We start from the raw sequence: 20,297 nt of genomic DNA, 5'->3' as shown, positions 1-20,297 counted from the left end.
GCCGGGCAATGCCCGGCGGTCCGTAGTGGCGCAGCAGTGCAATCACGCGCTGCTGCTTGCCGCCAGCAGGCACAGGCTGCGCGGCGGCAGGGTCCAGGCACCTGCCTCATCCGGCTCCAACGGCGTTTCGTCGGTCTGCAGGAGTACGCGCCGGAACGACAAGGCTTCATCCGACACACTGAACCGCTGCGGCTGGTCCCCGGCGTTCAACAGCAAGGCCAGGCTGACATGCCGCCCGGGCTCGCGCAGGCCGCTGTCCGGGCTGCGGCCGTCCAGCACGATCAGCAGCGCACGCAGCCCTGCGTCATGCCAGTCCGCTTCCTCCATGCTGCGGCCGTCAGGATGCCGCCAGTCGATATCGCGCAGGCCCAGCGCTTCATCGTATTCGCCGCGCAGGAACCGGTTCCTGCGCAGCAGGCCATAGCGTCGGCGCAGCGACAGCGCCCGGCGTACGAACGCCACCTGCGCCTGTGCAGCCGGCGATGCCGCACGCTCCCAGTCGATCCAGCTCAGCGGGTTGTCCTGGCAGTAGGCGTTGTTGTTGCCCTGCTGCGAATGGCCGAACTCATCGCCGGCCAGCAGCATCGGCGTGCCCTGCGCGAGCAGCAGCGTGGCCAGCAGGTTGCGCATCTGCCGCGCACGCAACGAGAGGATCGCCGCATCATCGGTGTCGCCCTCCACACCGTGGTTGCTGGAGAGGTTGTGCGAGTGGCCATCGCGGTTGTCTTCGCCGTTGGCCTCGTTGTGGCGATCGTTGTAGCTCACCAGATCGTGCAGGGTGAACCCATCGTGCGCCGTCACCAGGTTGATGCTGGCCGAGGGCCGCCTGCCATGATGTTCGAACAGGTCGGCCGAGCCGGTGAAGCGCGTGGCGAATTCCGGCAACTGGCCGCCATCGCCGCGCCAGAGCGCGCGCACCGTATCGCGGAAGCGGTCGTTCCATTCCGCCCAGCCCGGCGGGAACTGGCCCAGTTGATAGCCGCCCGGGCCGATGTCCCATGGCTCGGCAATCAGCTTCACCTGGCTCAGGACCGGGTCCTGGCGTACCGCATCAAGGAAACTGCCCGAGGCATCGAAGCCATGCCGCTCGCGGCCAAGGATGGTGGCCAGGTCGAAACGGAACCCATCCACCCGCATCTCGGTCACCCAGTAGCGCAGCGAGTCCATCACCATGCGCAGCGCGCCGGCATTGGTCAGGTCGAACGTGTTGCCGGTGCCGGTATCGTTGATGTAATAGCGGCGATCATCGGCCAGGCGGTAGTAGCTGGCATTGTCGATGCCCTTGAAGGACAGCGTAGGGCCCAGCTCATTGCCTTCGGCGGTGTGGTTGTAGACCACGTCCAGGATCACTTCGATGCCGGCACTGTGCAGCCGCGCGACCATCTGCTTGAACTCGGCCACGGTGCCCAGCGACAGGTAGCGTGGCTGCGGCGCGAAGAAGCCGATGGTGTTGTACCCCCAGTAGTTGCGCAGCCCGCGCTCGAGCAGCTGCTGGTCATCCACGTAGGCATGCACCGGCAGCAGCTCGATGGCGGTCACCCCCAGATGGCTGAGGTGGTCGACCACCGCGTCGTGGCGCAGGGCAGAGAAGGTGCCGCGCTCGGCCTGCGGGACATCGGGGTGCTGCATGGTCAGTCCGCGCACGTGCGCTTCGTAGATCACGGTCCGGTCCCAGGGCGTTGCGGGTGCACGTTCGACACCCCAGCTGAAGGCCGGATCGATCACCGCGCAGCGTGGCATGTAGCTGGCGCTGTCGCGGCGGTCGAAACTGAGATCGCCATCGCGGTGGCCCAGGGTGTAGCCGAACAGGTGCGGCGCCCACTTCAGCTCGCCGACGATCTGCTTGGCGTAGGGGTCCAGCAACAGTTTGTTGGGATTGAAGCGATGCCCCTCCTCCGGCGCATACGGGCCGTGCACCCGATAGCCATAGCGTTGCCCGGGCCGCACGTCCGGCAGGTAGCCGTGCCAGATCTCGTTGGTGTACTCAGGCAGGACGATGCGCTCGACTTCACGGTTGCGCGCGTCGAACAGGCACAGCTCCACCCGGGTGGCATGCCGCGAGTACAGCGCAAAGTTCACGCCCAGCCCGTCCCACGTCGCGCCCAGCGGGAACGGCCGGCCTTCGCGCACGCGCGAGGTCTGCGTCCACTTACGGCTGGCCATCGGTGCCCTCCTCGCCGCGCGCCGCGGCAATCTCGGCCTCCACCAGGCGCTCGGCCATGTGCCAGTGCCGCTGCTGCTGATCGTCCGGGCGCCCCTCCGCTTCCCAGATCTGGTGGGCCAATGCCTCAATCCGCTGCCGTCGTTCCCTGCTGTCCATCCCTACCTGTCTCCTCGTTGATCCATATCGCCAGCGGGCTGCCAGCCAGAAGCCTGCCCACGTCCGCGGTTGCGTTGAAATGTTCGATGCGCCCGTCCAGGAGGTTGCGCATGGGGCCTGTCGGCACACCGTGCAGTGCTGCGCCGGTGCCGACGTCGTGCGCGGCGTGCAGGCTGGGCCCGGGCACGGCGGCGGGCGAACCCCGGCGCACGATCACCAGCAGCACCTGCGCCTGATGCCTGCGCGTGAACGCCAGCCACGGCGAGCGCGCAGGCGCGGACAGCGGCTGCAACTGGCCATGCAGGAACAGGTGCGGGTGCCTGCGGCGGCACTCCAGCAATTGCCGCAGCAGGAATGCCTTGATGCCACCGTCCCGCCAGTCTTCCAGCAGCGCGGGCCACCCGCGCGTATCGCGCAGCCACGCCTGCCGCGTTGGATAGTCCACGGCACGCCGGTTGTCCGGGTCCACCAGGCTCAGGTCCCAGCCTTCGCCGCCCTGGTAGAGGTCGGGCACGCCGGGCAGGCAGTGCTGCAGGCACAGCTGCGCCAGGCCGTTGCAGGCGCCGGCCGGCGCGATGCGCGCCACGAACGTCGCCAGCGCCTCGCGCACCGGCTGCAAGGGCGCTGCGTCCAGCAGCGCGTGCAGCCACTGCGCGGCGGCCTCCTCCACGGCCACATCCGGGTCTGACCAGCTGCTGACCCGCTTGCCCTCGCGCAATGCCTTGGTCAGCCATTGCACCATCCTCAAGGCGAAGTCGGCGCCAGGGGCACCGTGCATCGGCCATGCGGCCACGAGCGCCTGCCACAGTGCGTAGGCCTCGGCACCCGGCAACGGCATCGGCGCGCCGGCGCGGGTCGACATCCGGTTCCAGCGCCGCACAGCGTCCCGCCATTCGAACGTGCAGGTACTGAGAACCGCCAGCCGTGCCCGGCTGTCGGCGCCGCGCTTGTGATCGTGGGTCGCAAGCGCAAGCAACGCCCTGGGATGGCGACGCAGGCGCGCAGTGGCGTGTTCCAGCAGCGCGCGCCCCTCCATGCCCAGCCGCTGCGGATCACTGCCGACGTCGTTGCGCGAGAGCAGCCTGAAATAGCGATAGAACCCGGTGTCTTCCACCGACTTGGCATTCAACGGCGCGGCCAGTTGACCGAAACGCGCACGCAGCACGCGCTCGGCCTGCGCCTCGCCGGCAAGCGCTGCCAGCAACAGGTCCAGCGCCGCGCGTGCGGCACCGTCCAGTGCCTGGCGCGCTGCGGCGGAAGCGTCCGCCAGCGCCTTTCGTTCACCCGCCCCCTGCAGCGAATAGGGCCGGTAGGTGCGGTAATGCCCCAGCACGGAAGCCAATGCGCGGGCCAGCGCAGCCACTCCGATATCGGCTTCGGCCAGCCGCGGCTGCAGGACCTGCTGCGCGCTGCGCAGCAGCCGCTGGAAGTCGGCATGAAGGCCCTGGCGCAGCAACATGGCGCGGGCGTCCTGCTGGATCCGGTCGAAGCTGCGCGGGTCACCGCCCAGCGCCTGCCACGTGCGCGAGAGCGCGGGCGCAGCCGCCGGATCGTGCAACCAGGCACCGGCCTGGTCCATGAAGTCATAGCCGGTGGTGCCGTCGCAGGCCCAGCCGTCGGGCAGCTGCTCGCCCTCGGCCAGTATCTTCTCCACATGCAGGCTGACGGTCTGCGGGTCACGACCGCCGGCCGCGCAGGCGGCGTCGAGCGATTCACGCAGGCGCTGCAGGTACGCGCCCGGGCAGGACAGGCCATCCACGTGGTCGATGCGCAGGCCGTCCACCCATCCCTCGCGTACCAGCCGCAGCGGCAGCGCATGCACTGCCTCGAACACATCCTCGCGCTCCACCCGCAGCGCGGCCAGTTCGTTGATATCGAAAAAGCGCCGGTAGTTCACCTGATCGCCGGCCGTGCGCCACCAGGCCAGACGGTAGTGCTGCCGCTGCAGCAGCGTGTGCAACCGTTCAACGCTGCGGTTGCAGCGTTCGGCCCACGCCGGCCACTGCGCGGGTTCCAGCGGATGGCTGCGCGGCGACAACGGCAATGCCAGGCCATGGTGGCGCAGCACGGGCCGCGCGTTGTCCACCACCACGCGCACCACGCCGTCGCGTACCGCGTCGTGCAACGGCCGGTCCAGTACCGGCAGCCAGAGCCGGCCCTCGCAGCCCGGCGCCTCCCACTCGATGTCAAACCAAGCTGCGTGGGGGCTTCGAGGCCCGTGCATCAGCACATCGCTCCACCACTGGCTGTGCGGGGACGCCGCCAGATGGTTGGGCACGATGTCCAGGATCAGGCCCATGCCGTGCGCGCGCGTCACTTCCGCCAGCTGCCGGAAGCCCGCTTCACCGCCCAGTTCCGGATTGATGCGAGCCGGGTCGATGCCATCGTAGCCATGCGTCGACCCGGGCACCGCCGCAGCGATCGGTGACAGGTAAAGGTGGCTGACGCCCAGCGCGGCGTAGTACGGCACCTGCGCGGCAGCCGCCCCGAGGTCGAAGCCTGCGTGCAGCTGCAGGCGCGCGGTGGCACGCAACCCCGTCATTGCCCGGTCCTGCGGCGCGTGGCACTCAGGCGCGCCACGCGCGCATCGGCCGCGTCAGCATCCCACGTCGGCGGCAGGCGGCGGCGCCAGTTGGGATGGCCGTCGACGGTGCCTGGCAGGTTCACCTGTGCGCGACCGCCCAGCGCGTCTTCCAGCGGCAGCAACGCCAGCCGGGACGCCGAGTGGGCGACCAGAGACAGCGCCCTGGCGTCCAGCGGCGCGCCCTCGCCGCCAACCACCGCAGACAGTGCCTGCGCGTCGCTGGCGCGCGCGCGCAGTGCCGCTGGCAGATCCGCCAGCTCACCCAGGCGTGCACGCCAGCGCAGGTCACGCCCGCGCAGCCAGCCGGCCAGCGGTGGCAGGTCATGGGTGGAGGGCATGGCCACTGCATCGCGGCGCCACTGCGGCGCCGGCAGGAAGCGCGCGCCGTTTCGGGCAAACGGCAGCACCTCGATGCCCAGAATGCCCCGGGCTGCCAGCCGCTGGCGCATGCCCGGCGGAACCACGCCCAGGTCTTCGCCGATCAGCACGCAGCGATGCCGCCAGGACTCCAGCACCAGCAGGTTGATCAGATCATCGAACGGATAGCGCAGGTACACGCCCTGCCCGGCGCCCGCGCCACGGGGCAACACCCACAGCCGCAGCAGGCCCAGGATGTGATCGATGCGCAGGCCTCCGCGGCCGGCCATCACGGCGCGCAGCACGCGAAGGTAGGGTGCGAAGCCCTCGCGCTGCAACGCCATCGGTGACCAGCTGGTGATGCCCCAGGCCTGGCCGAGCGGATTGAACGCGTCCGGCGGCGCCCCCAGCTCAAGTCCCTGCAGCAGATCAGCACCCCCGGTGCGTGCCTCCACGCCCTGCGGCGCGCAGCCCACGGCCAGGTCGGCAATCAACCCGATCGAAGCGCCCTCGTCGCGCAGCGTGGCGTGTACCTGCGCCCAGCCCTGCTGTGCCAACCACTGCGCAAACGCATGGTCGTCCGCGCTGCCGGTGAACCGGTCGGCGGCATGCTGGCAATAGTGCCGCAGCGGATCGCCCTGCATGGCACGCCAGGTTTCGATCTGCGCGTGCTGCGACGGTGCCTGCGCTGCAATCCATTGGCGAACCTGCCGTATCCAGCGCCACTTCACTGCCGCCGAGTGCGGCCAGTCGATGCGACGTGCGGCAGTCCCCGCTTCCACCGCCGCCGCCAGCGCCTCGTCCCCGCCCAGCACGCTGTTGGCGGCATCGGGCAATACCTGCGGCAGGGAGACCTGCAGCGGGTCGAGCCAGCGCCGGTCGCTGGGCGAATAGGGGCTGTAGCCTGGGCCCGGTGGCATGCCCGCGTGCAGCGGGCTCAACGCCAGTGCGTCGCCGCTGTGCCGGTGCAGCAGCTCGCTCCATCGTGCACAGCCGGCACTGTCACCGATGCCGGCATCACCGGGCGCGCGCAGGCTGTAGACCTGCGCCGACAGGCCCCAGCCGCGCAGCGTGCCCCGCGGCCACCAGGCACGCTGTGGCGCCACCGCAACCGCCTGTTGCTGGTCGCCCCGGCGCCACTGCCAGTAGCCGGGCTGGTCCGGCACGCGCCAGCGGCCCTGCGCATCGGCACGGGCGGGCAACGCTGCGCCCTGCTCATCCACCCAGCACGCTGCACCGGCTGCCTCCGGCATCACCAGCAGCTGTCCGCAGCAGGCCGTGCGCAGGCCAGCGTGCTCGGGCACCGCCTCGCACTGCAGCCCCTCCAGCACGGCGCGCAGCACGTCCGGTGCGACCTCGCGCGCGGCACCGGCCACGTCGGTCCAGCGGACCAGCAGGCCCGCACGGCGGGCCGTCTCCCGCACCGCTGCATCCGTATTCATGCGGCGACCCAGCAGGCCAGCACGCCGCCGCCTGCCGGCAGCATCCCGGCAGCGTCCGGCCCCACGACGCACTCGCCGGCCGGCACCGCATGCGCCACCGGCACAGGGCCCACGTTGATCGCGATCCACCATTGGCCCGATGGCAACTGCCAGCCCGCCTGCACCGCGCCTTGGCCCAGCACGCGCGCGCCCAGCGACCGCGCCTGCAGCAGGCCCGGCTGCAGATAGCGCCTGCGCAGGCCGAGGAACTCACCCGTGCAGCGCAGCCAGTGCTGCGACCAGGGATCATCGCCGGGCGGCGGCGTGTACGACGCCTGCAGGGTCGCCGCATCGTTCGGGTCCGGAATACGCGCGCGTGCGGCGGCCTCGGCAAAGGCGCTGAAACCAGCGAACTCACGTCGACGCCCTTCGCGCACCGCCTCGTCCAGCGGCGGCGCGTAGTCGGTGAAGAACAGGAACGGCGATTGCGCCTGCCACGGCTCGCCCATGAACAGCAGCGGGATCATCGGCGTCAGCAGGGTCAGCGCCAGCGCCGCGCGCAGCGGCGCAGGATCGGTCAGCATCGACAGGCGCTCGCCGAAAGCGCGGTTGCCCACCTGGTCATGGTTCTGCGCGAATACCACAAAACGCGCGGGCGACAGGTCGGCGCTGGGTTCGCCGCGGGGATCGCCGCGCAGGTCCGGTTCACCCTGCCAGGCGAATCCTTCGGCCAGGCAGCGCGCCAGCAGTGCTTCGGCGCGACCGGCATAGCCCGCGTAATAGCCCTCCTGCTCGCCGGTCAGCATCACGTGCAGCGCATTGTGGAAGTCATCGTTCCACTGTCCCTGGTAGGCGCCGCGCAGCCACCGCGCCTGGTTGCGTTCGTTCTCCAGCACCAGGTGCGCGTGCGGGGCCACCGCACGTACCTCATCGGCCAGCTGCTGCAGGAAATGGTCATCGTCAATGGCGTGCACCGCGTCCAGGCGCAGGCCATCGAAGCCGTAGTCGCGCAACCACATCAGCGCGTTGTCGATGAAAAAGCGCCGCACCCAGGGCTGGCGGAAGTCGATGGCCTCGCCCCACGGCGTGCTGCGGTCGTCACGGAAGAACCCGCGCGCGTAGTCGCGCAGGTGGTTGCCCTGTGGTCCGAAGTGGTTGTAGACCACATCCAGCAGCACCGACAGCCCTGCATCGTGCGCCGCCTCGATGAAGGCCCTCAGCGCTGCCGGCCCGCCGTAGGCATGGGCCGGCGCATACGGGAACACGCCGTCGTAGCCCCAGTTGCGCTGCCCGGGAAACTGCGCGACCGGCATCAGTTCAATGGCGGTGATGCCCAGCGCGGCCAGCATCGGCAGTTGCGCGGTCAACGCCGCGAAGCCGCCCCCGGCCTCGATATGCACCTCATAGATCACCAGGTCCTGCCAGGCATGCCCCTGCCAGGCAGGCCCCGTCGCGTCGGTATCCAGCACCACCGCGCTGTCGCCGTCGATGCCGTCCGGCTGCCAGCGCGAGGCCGGGTCGGGCACGTCCTGGCCAGAAGGCAGGCGGAACCGGTAGCGGTCGCCATGCGATGCCGGCGTTCGCAGCCAGTGGCAGCCGTCCGGCTCGCGTTGCATCGGCCGCTGGGTGCCGTGCAGGCACAGCGCCATCGCGACTGCGTCCGGCGCCCACACCCGGAACTCCACCTCGTCACCGGCCACCGGCCATGCGCCCAGGCGCGGCGCCATTGTCGTCATGCATCAACCTGCAGGTAGAGCGTGGACAGCGGCGGCAGCGTGAGCCGCAGCGACTGCGCGTGGCCGTGCATCGGCCTCGGCTCGGTATGCACTGCGCCGAGGTTTCCCGCATTGCCGCCACCGTAATACGCGCTGTCGGTGTTGAGCCGTTCGCTCCAGCGCCCCGGTTGCGGCACCCCGACCCGGTAGCCGTCGCGACGCAGCGGGGTGAAGTTGCTCACCACCAGCAGGGTGCGGCCGCTGCCGGCAGGATCCCGGCGGATGAAGGCGTAGACGCTGTTGCGACTGTCGTCCGCCACGCTCCAGTCGAAGCCGCGTTCGTCGCGTTCGTCGCGATGCAACGCAGGTTCGGCGCGGAGCACGTTATTGAGGTCGCCCACCAGGCGCGACAGGCCCTGGCCCTCGTTGCTGGCCGCCCGTGCCCAGTCCAGTGCCGCATCGTGCGACCACTCATGGCCCTGACCGAACTCGCCGCCCATGAACAGCAGTTTGCTGCCCGGGTGCGCCCACATGAAGCCGTAATACGCGCGCAGCTGGGCCAGCCGCTGTGCCGGCTCGCCCGCCATCTTGGCCAGCAGCGCGCCCTTGCCATGCACCACCTCGTCGTGGGACAGCGGCAGCACGAACCGTTCGGAGAAGGCGTAGACCAGGCCGAAGCTGATCTGGCTGTGGTGATGCGAACGATGGACCGGATCGCGCCCCAGGTACTGCAGGGTGTCGTGCATCCAGCCCATGTTCCACTTGTGGGTGAAGCCAAGCCCGCCCTCCTCCACCGGCGCTGTCACCCCCGGCCACGCGGTGGATTCCTCGGCGATCACCAGCACGTCCGGGAAGCGCTCCCGCAGCGTCTGGTTCATCCGCCGCAGGAAAGCGACCGCCTGCAGGTTCTCGCGCCCGCCCTGCTCGTTGGGTACCCACTCCCCCTCGGCACGGCTGTAATCCCGGTACAGCATCGACGCCACGGCATCCACGCGCAGACCATCGATGTGGAACCGCTCCACCCACTCCAATGCACTGCCGATCAGGTAGGCGGCCACTTCGTTGCGGCCATAGTTGTAGATCAGCGTGTCCCAGTCGGCGTGCACCCCTTCGCGCGGGTCGGCATGCTCGTACAGCGCGGTGCCATCGAACCCGGCCAGGCCATGCGCATCGTTGGGGAAGTGCGCGCTCACCCAGTCCACGATCACTCCCACGCCGGCCTGGTGACAGCGGTCCACGAAGCGTGCGAAGGCCTGTGGCGTGCCATGGCGTGCCGTCGGCGCGTAGATCCCCAGCGGCTGATAGCCCCAGGAACCGCCGAAGGGATGCTCGCTCACCGGCAACAGCTCGATATGGGTGAAGCCAAGACCGGCCACGTACGGAATCAACCGGTCGGCCAGGGCATCCCAGTCCAGCGGCGCACCGTCGTCGCTGCGCTGCCAGGAACCCGCATGCACTTCGTAGATCGACAGCGGTGCGCAGGTTCCGGCCAGGCGGCGGGCCGCCAACCAAGCATCATCGTGCCACTCCATTGGCCCAGCCGAAGGCACCCGCGATGCGGTCGCCGGTGGCAGCTCGGCCCAGCGCGCCATCGGATCGAACTTGTCGGGCATCACCCGGCCGTCGGCGCCGACGATGCGGAATTTGTAGCGGGCACCGGCCTGCACGCCCGGCAGGAACAGCTCCCACACGCCGGCGGTGTGACGCAGCCGCATCGGATGGCGTCGGCCGTCCCACCCGTTGAAATCGCCAACCACGGCGACCCGCTGGGCATTGGGCGCCCACACCGCGAAGCGCACGCCCGCAATGCCCTGCACCTGCATCGGCACCGCACCCAGCTGCCGCGCCGCATCGGCATCGCCGGCATGGAACCGCTGCAGCAGGGCTTCGTCCAACAGTGGACCGAACGCATAGGCATCGTGCACCTGCTCCACGCCCTGTTCGAAATGCAGGGCAAGCAGCGGTATCGCCGCGTCACCGGCCGCGCCCTCGAACAGGCCGGGCAACGGGCCAGGGGACAGGTTCCAGCGCCGCCCATCGTCTGCAATCACCTCGACGCGCTGCGCATGCGGCACCAGCACGCGCAGCTGGCGTCCGCCTTCTGGCTGGCGATGCGGGCCCAGCCAGGCGAATGCATCGGCCGGGCGCGCGTGGACGAGGTCCTGCAGCGCCGGGGCGATACGCTGATCCAATCCCGTCTCCGTGATCGCTTCATCCTCCAGGGCGGCCAGATGCAGGCTGTCGTGGCTCATGCGGCCACCTGGCAGGTCTGCTGGTACAGGGCCAGGTACGCGCGTCCGGCCGCATCCCAGCCACCCGGCCGCAGCATGGCGGCGCGGCGCATGGCCTGCAGCAGGCCGGGCAGGCGGAAGGTGCGCATCGCCCGTTCCACGCAGCGGCGCAGGCCATCGGCATTGGCGCCGTGGAACAGGAATCCGGTCACGCCATCCTCGACGGTATCCACCAGCCCGCCGGTCGCGTGTGCGATGGGCAGGCAGCCGAAGCGCTGCGCGTACATCTGGCTCAGCCCGCAGGGTTCGAAGCGTGAAGGCATCAGCAGGAAGTCGGCGCCGGCAAACATCTGGCGGGCCAGCGCCTCTTCGAAGCCGATGAATGCGCCCACCCGTCCGGGGTAGCGCCGGGCCAGCGCCTGCACCTGCGCTTCCACCTGCGGCTCGCCGCCGCCGATGATGACCAGCTGGCCGCCGGCCGCCACGATCTGCGGTGCCACGTCGCAGGTGATGTCCAGGCCTTTCTGGTGCACCAGGCGGGAGACCACCGCGAACAGCGGGCCGGTCGACGGCGCCAGCCCGAACGCCTTGCGCACCGCATGCGCGTTGGTGGCGCGCCCGGTCCATTCGCCGATGCCGAAATGGGCCTTGAGGTGGATGTCGCGGCGTGGATCCCAGCTGGCGTCGATGCCGTTGACGATGCCACTCAGGTGTCCGCCGGCCGCCCGGCGCGCCAACAGGTCATGCAGCCCGCAGCCGTCATCCGGGGCGGTGATCTGCTGCGCGTAGCGCAGGCTGACCGTGTTCAGCCGCGTGGCATTGGTGATGCCGCCCTGCAGGAACGACATCTGCCCGTGGAAGTGCAGTTCATCCAGGTGTTCGGCCGGCACGCCCAGCACCGGCGCAAGCGCGTAGGGGAACAGCCCCTGGTAGGCCAGGTTGTGGATGGTCAGCAGGGTCGGCACGGCTGTCCGGTCCCAACGTACGTAGGCGGCAGCCATGGCCACCGGCCAGTCATTCAGGTGCAGCAGCTGCGGCGCCCAGTCCAGCCCGGCGCGCCCGGCCGCAATCTCCGCAGCCGCATGCGAAAGCGTGGCGAAGCGGACCGCGTTGTCTTTCCACTCCTGTCCCTGCCCATCCACGTAGGGCGAGCCCTCGCGCTCGTACAGCCCAGGCGACAGCAGCACGTAGATAGGAAGGCCGTCGGCCTGCACCGCCATGCCGATCGTGCACGCGGGCAACCCGGCTCGGGCGCTGACCCGCCCCACCGGTCGCAGCTGTGGCAGGCGCTGCAGAACCTCCGGGTAGCCGGGCAGCAGCACGCGCGAATCACATGCACCGCGCACCGCACGCGGCAACGCCGCGGCCACATCGCCCAGTCCGCCGGCCTTGATGAAGTCGGCCATCTCGGTGGCGACGAACAGCACGCGCTGCACCAGTTCTGGGAGATCCAACGGTTGCGAGTGGCCGCGGCGAGTGCCGATCGGCACGGGCGTGAGCGGAGAGATCGCAACGGGTGAAGCGGACTGGGCGGCGCGGGCCATGGGGATGATCTCGGATGCTTCAGGCAGACAGACGCCAGCGGCGCCCGGACGGGCGCTTGTGCTGGGAAGGAAGTCGACGCAGGACGTGGGGGACGTCAGCGAGAGGCTCAGTACGACAATAGCCCGCCATGCGATCAATCAACCGTGAAGCCATGGCGATTTCTTTGTGACAAGGCGTCATGAGCTCAGTACACATGACAGGCGCCCGCCTCCTGCCCGTGTCTCTCCTGTAGAGCCGAGCCCGCGCCCGGCTGCCGGCAATCCCGTTTGCCGCGTGAGCCGAGCATGGGCTCGGCTCTACAGGGATTCTTCCTGCGACACCCGGTCGCAGGCCATCGAGCGACGCGCTTGACCAATGTCAAACCGCCCGCCGCCGCGCGGGCGTATTTCTATGCAGGACCCGAACACGCCGGCACTGCCGGCATCCACAAGGACCCTGCGATGAGCTACACCCCCGAAAACGCCCAGCTGCTGAACGCCATGCAGAACGTCATGGTGATCTCCACCACCGACCTGCAGGGCAACATCACCTACGCCAATGACCTGTTCTGCACGCTCACCGGCTTCGCCCGCGAGGAACTGATCGGCCAGCCGCACAGCATCGTGCGCCACCCGGACGTGCCCAAGGCCGTCTACAAGGACATGTGGGACACCATCAAGGCCGGCAAGACCTGGACCGGCATCGTGCCCAACCTTGGCAAAGGCGGCGTGCTCTACGTGGTCGACACCACCGTGCAGCCGCTGTTCGACGCCGACGGCAACATCACCTCGTACATCAGCATCCGCCGCGTGGTGAACGACCTGATGCAGAACTACGACCTGGTCGAGTTCAGCAAGGAAAAGTTCGACGACTTCTACGAGGCCGCGTGAACGCTCTCCCGACCAGTACACCCTTCAGCCGCCTGCTGGTGGGTTTTGCGTCCGAGTCGGGCAACGCCCGCGCCCTGGCCCAGCGCCTGGGCGCGGGCCTGCAGCTGCACGGGCCGCAGGTACTCCCGTTCAACGACATCGACGTGGCCAGTCTCGGCCAAGGCGATGTGCTGCTGGCAATCTCCAGCTCGTTCGGCGATGGCGAACCGCCGGCCAATGGCGAGCAGTTCTTCGAAACACTGCGCCAGACCCCGACGCTGCGCGGCCTGCGCTATGCGGTGTTCGGCCTTGGTGACACCGGCTACCCCAGCTTCTGCGGCTTCACCAAGGCGCTGGATGCTGCATTGAGCGAGCGCCAGGCCCGGCCGCTGCTGCATCGGGTGGACGCCGACCTGGGCTACGAGCAGTTCTTCCAGCAATGGCAGCCGGTGCTGGGCCAGGTGCTGGAGGGTGACCTCAGCGCTGGCCAGCACCTGCACCTGCAGGTCACCGCCTATGGCGAAGACAATGCCTTTGCCGCGCGCATCCTCGAACGCCGCCGCTTGAACAGCAGCGACCCGGCCGCGTGGCACCTGCAACTGGACATTGCCGGCAGTGGCATGGCCTATCGCGCGGGCGACACCCTGCACGTAGTACCCGAGAACGACCCTGCCCTGCTGCAGGCATTGGCCACCTGGTACGGCGACACCACCGCCGTGGCCGCCCTGCATGACCGCGAGCTGCGCCTGCTGAGCAAGGGCGTGCTGCGCGAACTGGCCCGGCTGGGCGGTAGTGAGGCACTGAAGGGCCTGCTGAAGGTCAGTCAGAAGCGCGAGCTGGACGCCTACCTGCACGGCCTGGACCTGCTGGACGTGCTGCAGGACCACGCCACCCCGGACAGCGTGCCGCTTGCCCGGCTGCGCGAACTGCTGTCACCGCGGCTGCCGCGCGCCTATTCGATCGCCTCGCACCCGTGCGACGACCAGCTGAGCCTGTGCCTGCGCGAAGTGCGCTACACCCTGCGCGGCCGCGAACGCTTCGGCACTGCCACCGGCAGCCTGCTGCATGGAGGCGACCATGCCCGTGTGTACTGCCGCTCCAACCCCGGCTTCCACCTGTCCGATACCGGCGAGGCACCGCTGCTGCTGGTCGGTACCGGCACCGGCATCGCACCGCTGATGGGCCTGATGCAGGAGCTGCAGGCCAACGGCTGCGAACGCGAGGTGCACCTGGTGTTCGGCGAGAAGCACCGCCAGCACGACTACCTGTACCGTGACCAGCTGCTGGACTGGCGCACGCGTGGCGTGCTGGCCGGCCTGCATACCGCGTTCTCGCGCGATGGCGCCGAAAAGATCTATGTGCAGCATGTGCTGCAGCAGCGCGGCGATGAAGTGCGCGATGTGCTGGCCCGCGGTGGGCATCTGTACCTGTGCGGCAACAAGCGCCACCTGGAAAGCGCGGTGCGCGAGGCCATCGATGCCATCGGCGGCGAAGGGCACTGGGACGCGCTGCGCGATGAAGGCCGCACGCACTGCGAGCTGTACTGATCCATGACCACCGGACCGCACGGACCTTGAACCGGTAGAGCCGGCCGCTGGCCGGCTGCTCAGGATTCCGTGGTTGCCGGCCAGCGGCCGGCACTACCATCAGATGTGCCCAACCATCGCCGGCGCGTCCATCACGGGTCAATTGCCGACCATGCGGCCATCCACCACGCGCGCCACCTGCTGGCCGAACATGGCCACATCCTGCGGGTCATGGCTGATCAACAGCAGCGGAATGCCGGTCCTGTCCAGCACGGTCTCCAGCTCCTGGCGCAGATGATGGCGAAGATCATGATCCAGCGCGGAAAACGGTTCATCCAGCAGCAGCGCCTGAGGCTGTGTCACCAGCGCGCGCGCCAGCGCGGTACGCTGGCGCTGTCCGCCGGAAATCTGTGATGGCAGCAGATCGCCCACCGTGTCGATGCGGAAGGCGTGCAACCACTGCTCCACTGCATCGAATCGCTGACCCACGCGCGGATTCAACCAGCCCTTCTGCAGCCCGAACGCCACGTTCTGGCGCACGCTCAGGTGCGGGAACAGCGCGTAATCCTGGAACACGTAGCCCAACCGGCGGCGCTGCGGCGGCAGATCCACACCGGTGGCCGCATCGAACAGGGTCTGTCCCTGCACGCGCACATGGCCCTGGCCCGGCCGCAGCAGGCCGGCCACCGCCTTCAAGGTCAGGCTCTTGCCCGCGCCCGAGGGCCCGAACAGCACCACCTGGCGTTGCGTGCACTGCAGCGATACGTCCAACACGAAATCCTGGCCGGCCGCCTGCAGGCGGCGCTGCACCTGCAGGTCAAGCCACATCGCGCAGCTCCCGGCGACGCCCGCCTACCAGCCGCGCGGCCAGCAACAGGATCACGATGCATACCACCGAGGTCAGGATCACCAGCGCATTGGCCTTGCCGTCCTGTCCGGCCTGCACCGCCTCGTAGATGGCGATCGACAACGTCTGCGTGCGGCCGGGAATGCTGCCCGCCACCATCAGCGTCGCGCCGAACTCGCCCATCGCGCGCGCAAACGCCAGCAGCAGGCCGGCGAGGATGCCGCGCCAGGCCAGCGGCAACGTGATGCGGAAGAACACCGCCGCTTCGGACACACCCAGCGTGCGTGCGGCCTGCTCCAGCTGCCCGTCCACTTCCTCAAACGCCGCGCGCGCCGGCTTGAACACCAGCGGCAACGAAGCCACCGCCGCCGCGATCACCGCCGCCTGCCAGGTGAACACCAGGTTGATGCCGAACCACGACTGCAGCCACGCGCCGATCGGGCCGTTGCGACCGATCAGCACCAGCAGGTAATAGCCCAGCACCGTCGGTGGCAGCACCATCGGCAGGGTCAGCAGCGAATCCAGCAGCTCACGGCCGGGAAAGCGCCGACGCGCCAGCAGCGCGCCCAGTGCCACGCCCAGCACCAGATTGATCGCGGTGGCCCAGCCGGCCACCTTCAGCGACAACCACAGTGCGCTCCAGTCGAGATCCATGCCTCAGGGCTTGCCGAACCCGTGCTTGGCCAGGATCGCCTGGCCCTGTGCCGAACGCACGAAGGTGGTGAAGCGCTTTGCTTCGGCGGGCTGCGCGCTGGCCTTGGTCACCGCCAGCGGATAGGCAATGCGCCCCGCCACCGGCACCGCGAAGGCGCGGCGCACCCGATCAGGCATTGCCTGCGCATCGGTGGCATAGACGAAGCCGGCGTCCACTTCGCCGCGCGCCACGTAATCCAGCGACTGGCGCACGTTCTGCGTGGTGATGGTCTTGCCCTGCACCGACGGCCACAGGCCTGCCGCTTCCAGCGCGCCCTTGGCATAGCGTCCGACCGGCACGCTGTCCGGGTTGCCCAGTGCGATGCGCTGCACGCCGGCACCGGCCAGATCCTTCAAGGTACGCGGCGCGGCCTTGGCCTGCGGCGGCACCACCACCCACAGCGCATTCACCGCGAACACCTCGCGGGTACCGGCCGCCAGCAGGTCCTGCTGCTGGGCCTGGTCCATCGTGGTTTCGTCGGCCGACGCGAACACATCCACCGGTGCGCCACGGCTGATCTGCTGCAGCAGCACGCCGGACGCGGCGAAGTTGAAATCCACCTTGGTCCCCGGGTGCGCCTTCTCATAGGCGGCGCCCAGTTCGCGGAAGCTCTCGGTCAGGCTCGATGCCGCCGACACCGTCAGGTCGGCCGCCCAGGCCGGCACCGTGGCCAGCAGGCCCAGCAACAACAGTCCAGCTCGCTTCATCGTCGGCTCCCGGCCAGGTTCAGTTCGGATCGGATTCGTCGGCCACCGCCAGCGCCACCAGGCGCTCGGGCTGCAGCAGCAGGATCTCGCGCTGCTTCACCGCGATGATCCCATCATCGCTCAGGCGGCGCAGCACGCGGCTGGCGGTTTCCGGCGCCATCCGCAGGTAATTGGCGATCTCGGTACGCGCCATCGTCAGGTTGAAGCGCGTGGCGGAAAAACCACGCCGCGCGTAACGCTCGGACATGTCCAGCAGGAACGCGGCCATGCGCTCTTCGGTACGGTGGTTGGCGGCCAGCGTGGCGACCTTGCCGATCTCCGCACTGAGCAGGCTGAACAGCTTGGCCTGCAGCCCCGGCATGCGCGTGGCCAGCGAGCTCAGCTTGGGGAACGAGATGCGGCACAGGTGCACCGTATCCAGCGCCACCGCATTGCAGGGGAAGCGCGAACCGTGGATCGCGTTGAGGCCGATCACTTCACCCGGCAGGCTGAAGCCCAGCACCTGCTCGTTACCCTGGCTGTCATCGACGAAGGTCTTGACCATGCCCGCGCGCACCGCAGCAATCGAATCGAACGATTCGCCGGCGCGGAAGATGTAGTCACCTGCATGGAACGGACCGACATGGTCGACCAGCACGTGCAGGTCGACCAGTGCGGTCTTGTCGTAACCCTGCGACATGCATGCGTCGGAGAACGCGCAGGTGCTGCAGAAGTGCAGTGCGTCGCCATCATCGGCGGCGGCGGGGTTGGGTGTGGCCCGGCCGAGACGGCCCTGCGAAGGCGGAATTGAAGACATCGGGGCAAGACTCAAGCGATGGCGGCCGCCGGCCGGAAGCATGCGGCCATCATACGCCACAGCAGGCGCCCTTCTTCGGCCAGGCGCAGCACGCGCGCATCCCACTGCGCCCAGCCGCGTGCCAGCAGCGGCGACAACGCGGGCAGCTGTTCGGCGAAACATTCCTCGAACGGTTCATCGTTGCGCCACTCGAAGGCAGCCGCATCGAGGGCGTGGTCACAGGCGATGCTCTGCGCCACTTCGGCCACCAACCGCTCGTCCTCGGACAGGATCAGCCCGGCGGAGACTCCCATGTGACCCGCCTGCAGCCGCGCACGCCATTCGCCCAGTTCGTCCTCCAGCCGGTAGAACACCTCGCCGATCTGGCTGCAGGCAGACAGGCCAAGCCCGATGAAATCACTGCGGTCGCGGCGTGGCACGCTGGCAAGATCGCAATGGCGCTGGCCATCGCCCGGACCGTGCGGGTTCGGCAGATCGCCGCGCTGATAGTGATCGCCACCAATCGGTTCGTAACCCGCAGCGCGCAGCAGGCGCCAGGCCTGCAGCCAATGGACGGCCGAGGGGTATTCTGGCAGCGCACACGGCGCCGGCAGCAGGATGCGCTCCGGTGCCTCGGCCAGCACCTCGTGCAGCCGTTCAATGAAGCCAGCGTCCTCGCTGCCGGGTACCCGCAACTGGTAGTAGCGCGCGGTGAAGCCCACCTGTCGCGCCTGTGCCAGCAGGGTCGGCCCCGGTGCATCGGCGCGATCGATCACGTTCAAACGGGTGCAGCCCACCGCACGCAGCTGCGCCGGCGCCAGCGCGCTGCCTGCGTCCAGCCGCACCTCCACCTGGGGCCGCGCCACGGTGCGCAGGTGCTGCGGCACCGCATCCAGCAGCTGGCCGAGCTGCGGCGGCGGCAACGTCTCGGCCAGCCCCAGCTGCAGTACCATCGCCACCACTTCACGGTCCTCGGCCAGCACGTCGGCCTGCAGCCGCAGCGCCAGCAGCAAGGTGTCCAGATAGGCCTGCGGCGGCACATCGCGCCCGCCACGACCGGCCTGGAAGCCGAGCGTCAAGCCGCGCGGGATCAGGTGCTCGTTGCTGGCGCGCACGGCGGTACGCCAACCGCTTTCGCCAAAGCCGGTGCTGAACTGGTCAGCCGGCGGGAACAGCACGTGCCGGGGCTGCCGCAGCAATGCCGCCTGCAGCGCAGTGTCCTCGCTCTCGTCAACGTGGAAGCTCATGGCAGACATCGTCGGGCGTTCCTCTTCGCATGGCCCTGATTGAAATCAAGCGTGGTGCATCGGCTGTTTCATGCCGGCCAGCGGCCGGCACTACCCCTTCACCCACCACCCGGTAGTGCCGGCCGCTGGCCGGCACGCACCTTCACCCGCCGCGCACCCGCTCGGCGGCGGCCGCATCGATGGCTTCGGGCAGATCGGTTTCGCGGTCGATCTGCGGGAAGTGGCGGCGTTCCATGCGACGGATCGCGAAGTGCATCCATGCCAGCGCAGCGGCCACCAGCACGAACAGCAGCATGAAGCAGCTGCTCCAGATGCCCACCGCATCGTTCAATGCACCGAACACGATCGGCAGGATGAAGCCACCCAGGCCACCGATCATGCCGACCACGCCGCCCACGGCACCCACGTGCTTGGGGTAGTACACCGGGATGTGCTTGTAGACCGCGGCCTTGCCCAGCGACATGAAGAAGCCCAGCACGAACACCAGCACGGTGAACATCACCACGCCGATGGCCAGATGGAAGTGGATCGGGCCATGGATGCCCTTCACCACATACTCGGTATCCGGGTAGGCCAGCAGGAAGGTGCAGATGGCCGACACGCCGAAGGTCCAGTACATCACCCGGCGCGCGCCCATCCGGTCCGACATCCAGCCACCAACCACGCGGAACAGGCTGGCCGGGATCGAATAGCACGCCGCCAGCATGCCGGCATGGCCCACGTCCATGCCATAGGCGCCCACCAGGTAGTGCGGCAGCCACAGCGCCAGCGCCACGAAGCCGCCGAACACGAAGAAGTAGTACAGCGAGAACCGCCAGACCTGCAGGTTCTTCAGCGGTGCCATCTGCTCGGCGAACGGCACCGGCTTCACGCCCTCGCGGCGGCGCTGCTCCAGCGACGGGTCTTCCTTGCTGAAGAGGAAGAACAGCACCGCAGTGACAGCCAGCGCGACGGCCCAGACCTTGGCGACCATGGTCCAGCCGGCTGCCACCATCACCAGCGGCGCCAGCAGCTTGGTCACCGCCGAGCCGATGTTGCCGGCACCGAAGATGCCCAGCGCGGTGCCCTGCTTGCTGGCCGGGAACCACTTGGAGACGTAGGCCACGCCCACCGAGAAGTTGCCGCCGGCGATGCCCACGCACAGCGCGGCAATCAGGAACTGGGTGTAGGTCTGCGCGTAGGTCAGCATCCAGGTGGCCACTGCGCCACACAGCATCACCAGCACCATCACCTTGCGGCCACCGAACTGGTCGGACCAGATGCCGAGGAAGACCCGGCTGACCGAACCGGTCAGCACCGGCGTGGCGATCAACAGGCCGAACTGGGTGTCATTCAAGCCGAGCTGTTGACTGATCTGGATGCCGATGATCGAAAAGATCATCCACACCGCAAAGCACACGGTGAAGGCGAACGTAGTCAGCCACAGCGCACGTTGCTGCTGACCGGCACTGGCGGGGGCAAGGGCCTGGTTCATGAATTC

At 68.9% G+C, this 20,297-nt stretch carries 15 protein-coding genes; 2 read left to right on the top strand and 13 right to left on the bottom strand.

The annotated features are described in order from the left end of the window. Positions 1-42: 42 nt before the first annotated feature. The 7 genes from glgX to glgA are packed head-to-tail and all read right to left on the bottom strand — an operon-like array spanning position 43 to position 12,172. On the bottom strand, positions 43-2,163 hold the full coding sequence (gene glgX, locus VG566_RS00345; RefSeq protein ID WP_241883970.1) for a glycogen debranching protein GlgX: 2,121 nt from the start codon (positions 2,161-2,163) through the stop codon (positions 43-45). Beyond that, positions 2,150-2,320 (bottom strand): DUF2934 domain-containing protein, encoded by a 171-nt coding sequence (locus VG566_RS00340; protein ID WP_014647380.1) that lies wholly within the window; start codon positions 2,318-2,320, stop codon positions 2,150-2,152. The genes glgX and VG566_RS00340 overlap by 14 nt, the downstream gene beginning before the upstream one ends. Then, entirely contained in the window at positions 2,289-4,862 is a 2,574-nt protein-coding gene (gene treY / locus VG566_RS00335) for a malto-oligosyltrehalose synthase (RefSeq protein WP_241883971.1), read from the bottom strand. Before treY ends, VG566_RS00340 begins: the two co-directional genes overlap by 32 nt. Beyond that, positions 4,859-6,703, bottom strand: coding sequence for a 4-alpha-glucanotransferase (locus VG566_RS00330; RefSeq protein WP_241883972.1), 1,845 nt, complete (start codon positions 6,701-6,703; stop codon positions 4,859-4,861). Before VG566_RS00330 ends, treY begins: the two co-directional genes overlap by 4 nt. Beyond that, positions 6,700-8,418, bottom strand: a complete 1,719-nt coding sequence (treZ, locus tag VG566_RS00325) for a malto-oligosyltrehalose trehalohydrolase (protein ID WP_164110446.1) — start codon at positions 8,416-8,418, stop codon at positions 6,700-6,702. The genes VG566_RS00330 and treZ overlap by 4 nt, the downstream gene beginning before the upstream one ends. Continuing rightward, on the bottom strand, positions 8,415-10,649 hold the full coding sequence (locus VG566_RS00320; RefSeq protein WP_241883973.1) for a 1,4-alpha-glucan branching enzyme: 2,235 nt from the start codon (positions 10,647-10,649) through the stop codon (positions 8,415-8,417). Before VG566_RS00320 ends, treZ begins: the two co-directional genes overlap by 4 nt. Then, positions 10,646-12,172, bottom strand: coding sequence for a glycogen synthase GlgA (gene glgA, locus VG566_RS00315; RefSeq protein ID WP_080354736.1), 1,527 nt, complete (start codon positions 12,170-12,172; stop codon positions 10,646-10,648). Before glgA ends, VG566_RS00320 begins: the two co-directional genes overlap by 4 nt. A gap of 441 nt (positions 12,173-12,613) precedes the next feature. On the opposite strand from glgA, the gene VG566_RS00310 reads away from it, so the two are divergent. Beyond that, entirely contained in the window at positions 12,614-13,042 is a 429-nt protein-coding gene (locus VG566_RS00310) for a PAS domain-containing protein (RefSeq protein WP_164110450.1), read from the top strand. Then, positions 13,039-14,568: a diflavin oxidoreductase gene (locus VG566_RS00305; RefSeq protein WP_241883974.1), complete on the top strand. Its 1,530-nt coding sequence runs from the start codon at positions 13,039-13,041 to the stop codon at positions 14,566-14,568. The genes VG566_RS00310 and VG566_RS00305 overlap by 4 nt, the downstream gene beginning before the upstream one ends. Positions 14,569-14,706: 138 nt before the next feature. Here VG566_RS00305 and VG566_RS00300 read toward each other — a convergent pair whose 3' ends face one another. The 6 genes from VG566_RS00300 to VG566_RS00275 form a co-directional block, all read right to left on the bottom strand. Next, positions 14,707-15,375, bottom strand: a complete 669-nt coding sequence (locus VG566_RS00300; protein ID WP_032959962.1) for an ATP-binding cassette domain-containing protein — start codon at positions 15,373-15,375, stop codon at positions 14,707-14,709. Beyond that, a complete protein-coding gene (gene modB, locus VG566_RS00295; RefSeq protein ID WP_005413347.1) occupies positions 15,365-16,048 on the bottom strand; it encodes a molybdate ABC transporter permease subunit in 684 nt (227 codons plus the stop codon). Before modB ends, VG566_RS00300 begins: the two co-directional genes overlap by 11 nt. Positions 16,049-16,051: 3 nt before the next feature. Further along, positions 16,052-16,795 carry a molybdate ABC transporter substrate-binding protein gene (modA, locus tag VG566_RS00290; protein ID WP_032959963.1) on the bottom strand — a complete coding sequence of 248 codons (744 nt, stop codon included), beginning with the start codon at positions 16,793-16,795 and terminating at the stop codon, positions 16,052-16,054. A 19-nt stretch (positions 16,796-16,814) separates the two neighbouring features. Further along, positions 16,815-17,591, bottom strand: a complete 777-nt coding sequence (locus VG566_RS00285; protein ID WP_241883976.1) for a helix-turn-helix domain-containing protein — start codon at positions 17,589-17,591, stop codon at positions 16,815-16,817. 11 nt (positions 17,592-17,602) lie between these two features. Beyond that, entirely contained in the window at positions 17,603-18,817 is a 1,215-nt protein-coding gene (locus VG566_RS00280) for a coproporphyrinogen III oxidase (RefSeq protein WP_241883977.1), read from the bottom strand. A 142-nt stretch (positions 18,818-18,959) separates the two neighbouring features. Then, positions 18,960-20,291 carry an MFS transporter gene (locus VG566_RS00275; protein WP_043033286.1) on the bottom strand — a complete coding sequence of 444 codons (1,332 nt, stop codon included), beginning with the start codon at positions 20,289-20,291 and terminating at the stop codon, positions 18,960-18,962. Positions 20,292-20,297: the final 6 nt, after the last annotated feature.

This window comes from Stenotrophomonas sp. CASM114 (assembly GCF_049384325.1).
Classification (GTDB): Bacteria; Pseudomonadota; Gammaproteobacteria; order Xanthomonadales; family Xanthomonadaceae; genus Stenotrophomonas; species Stenotrophomonas muris.
This window is presented reverse-complemented; position numbering and strand designations above follow the sequence as displayed.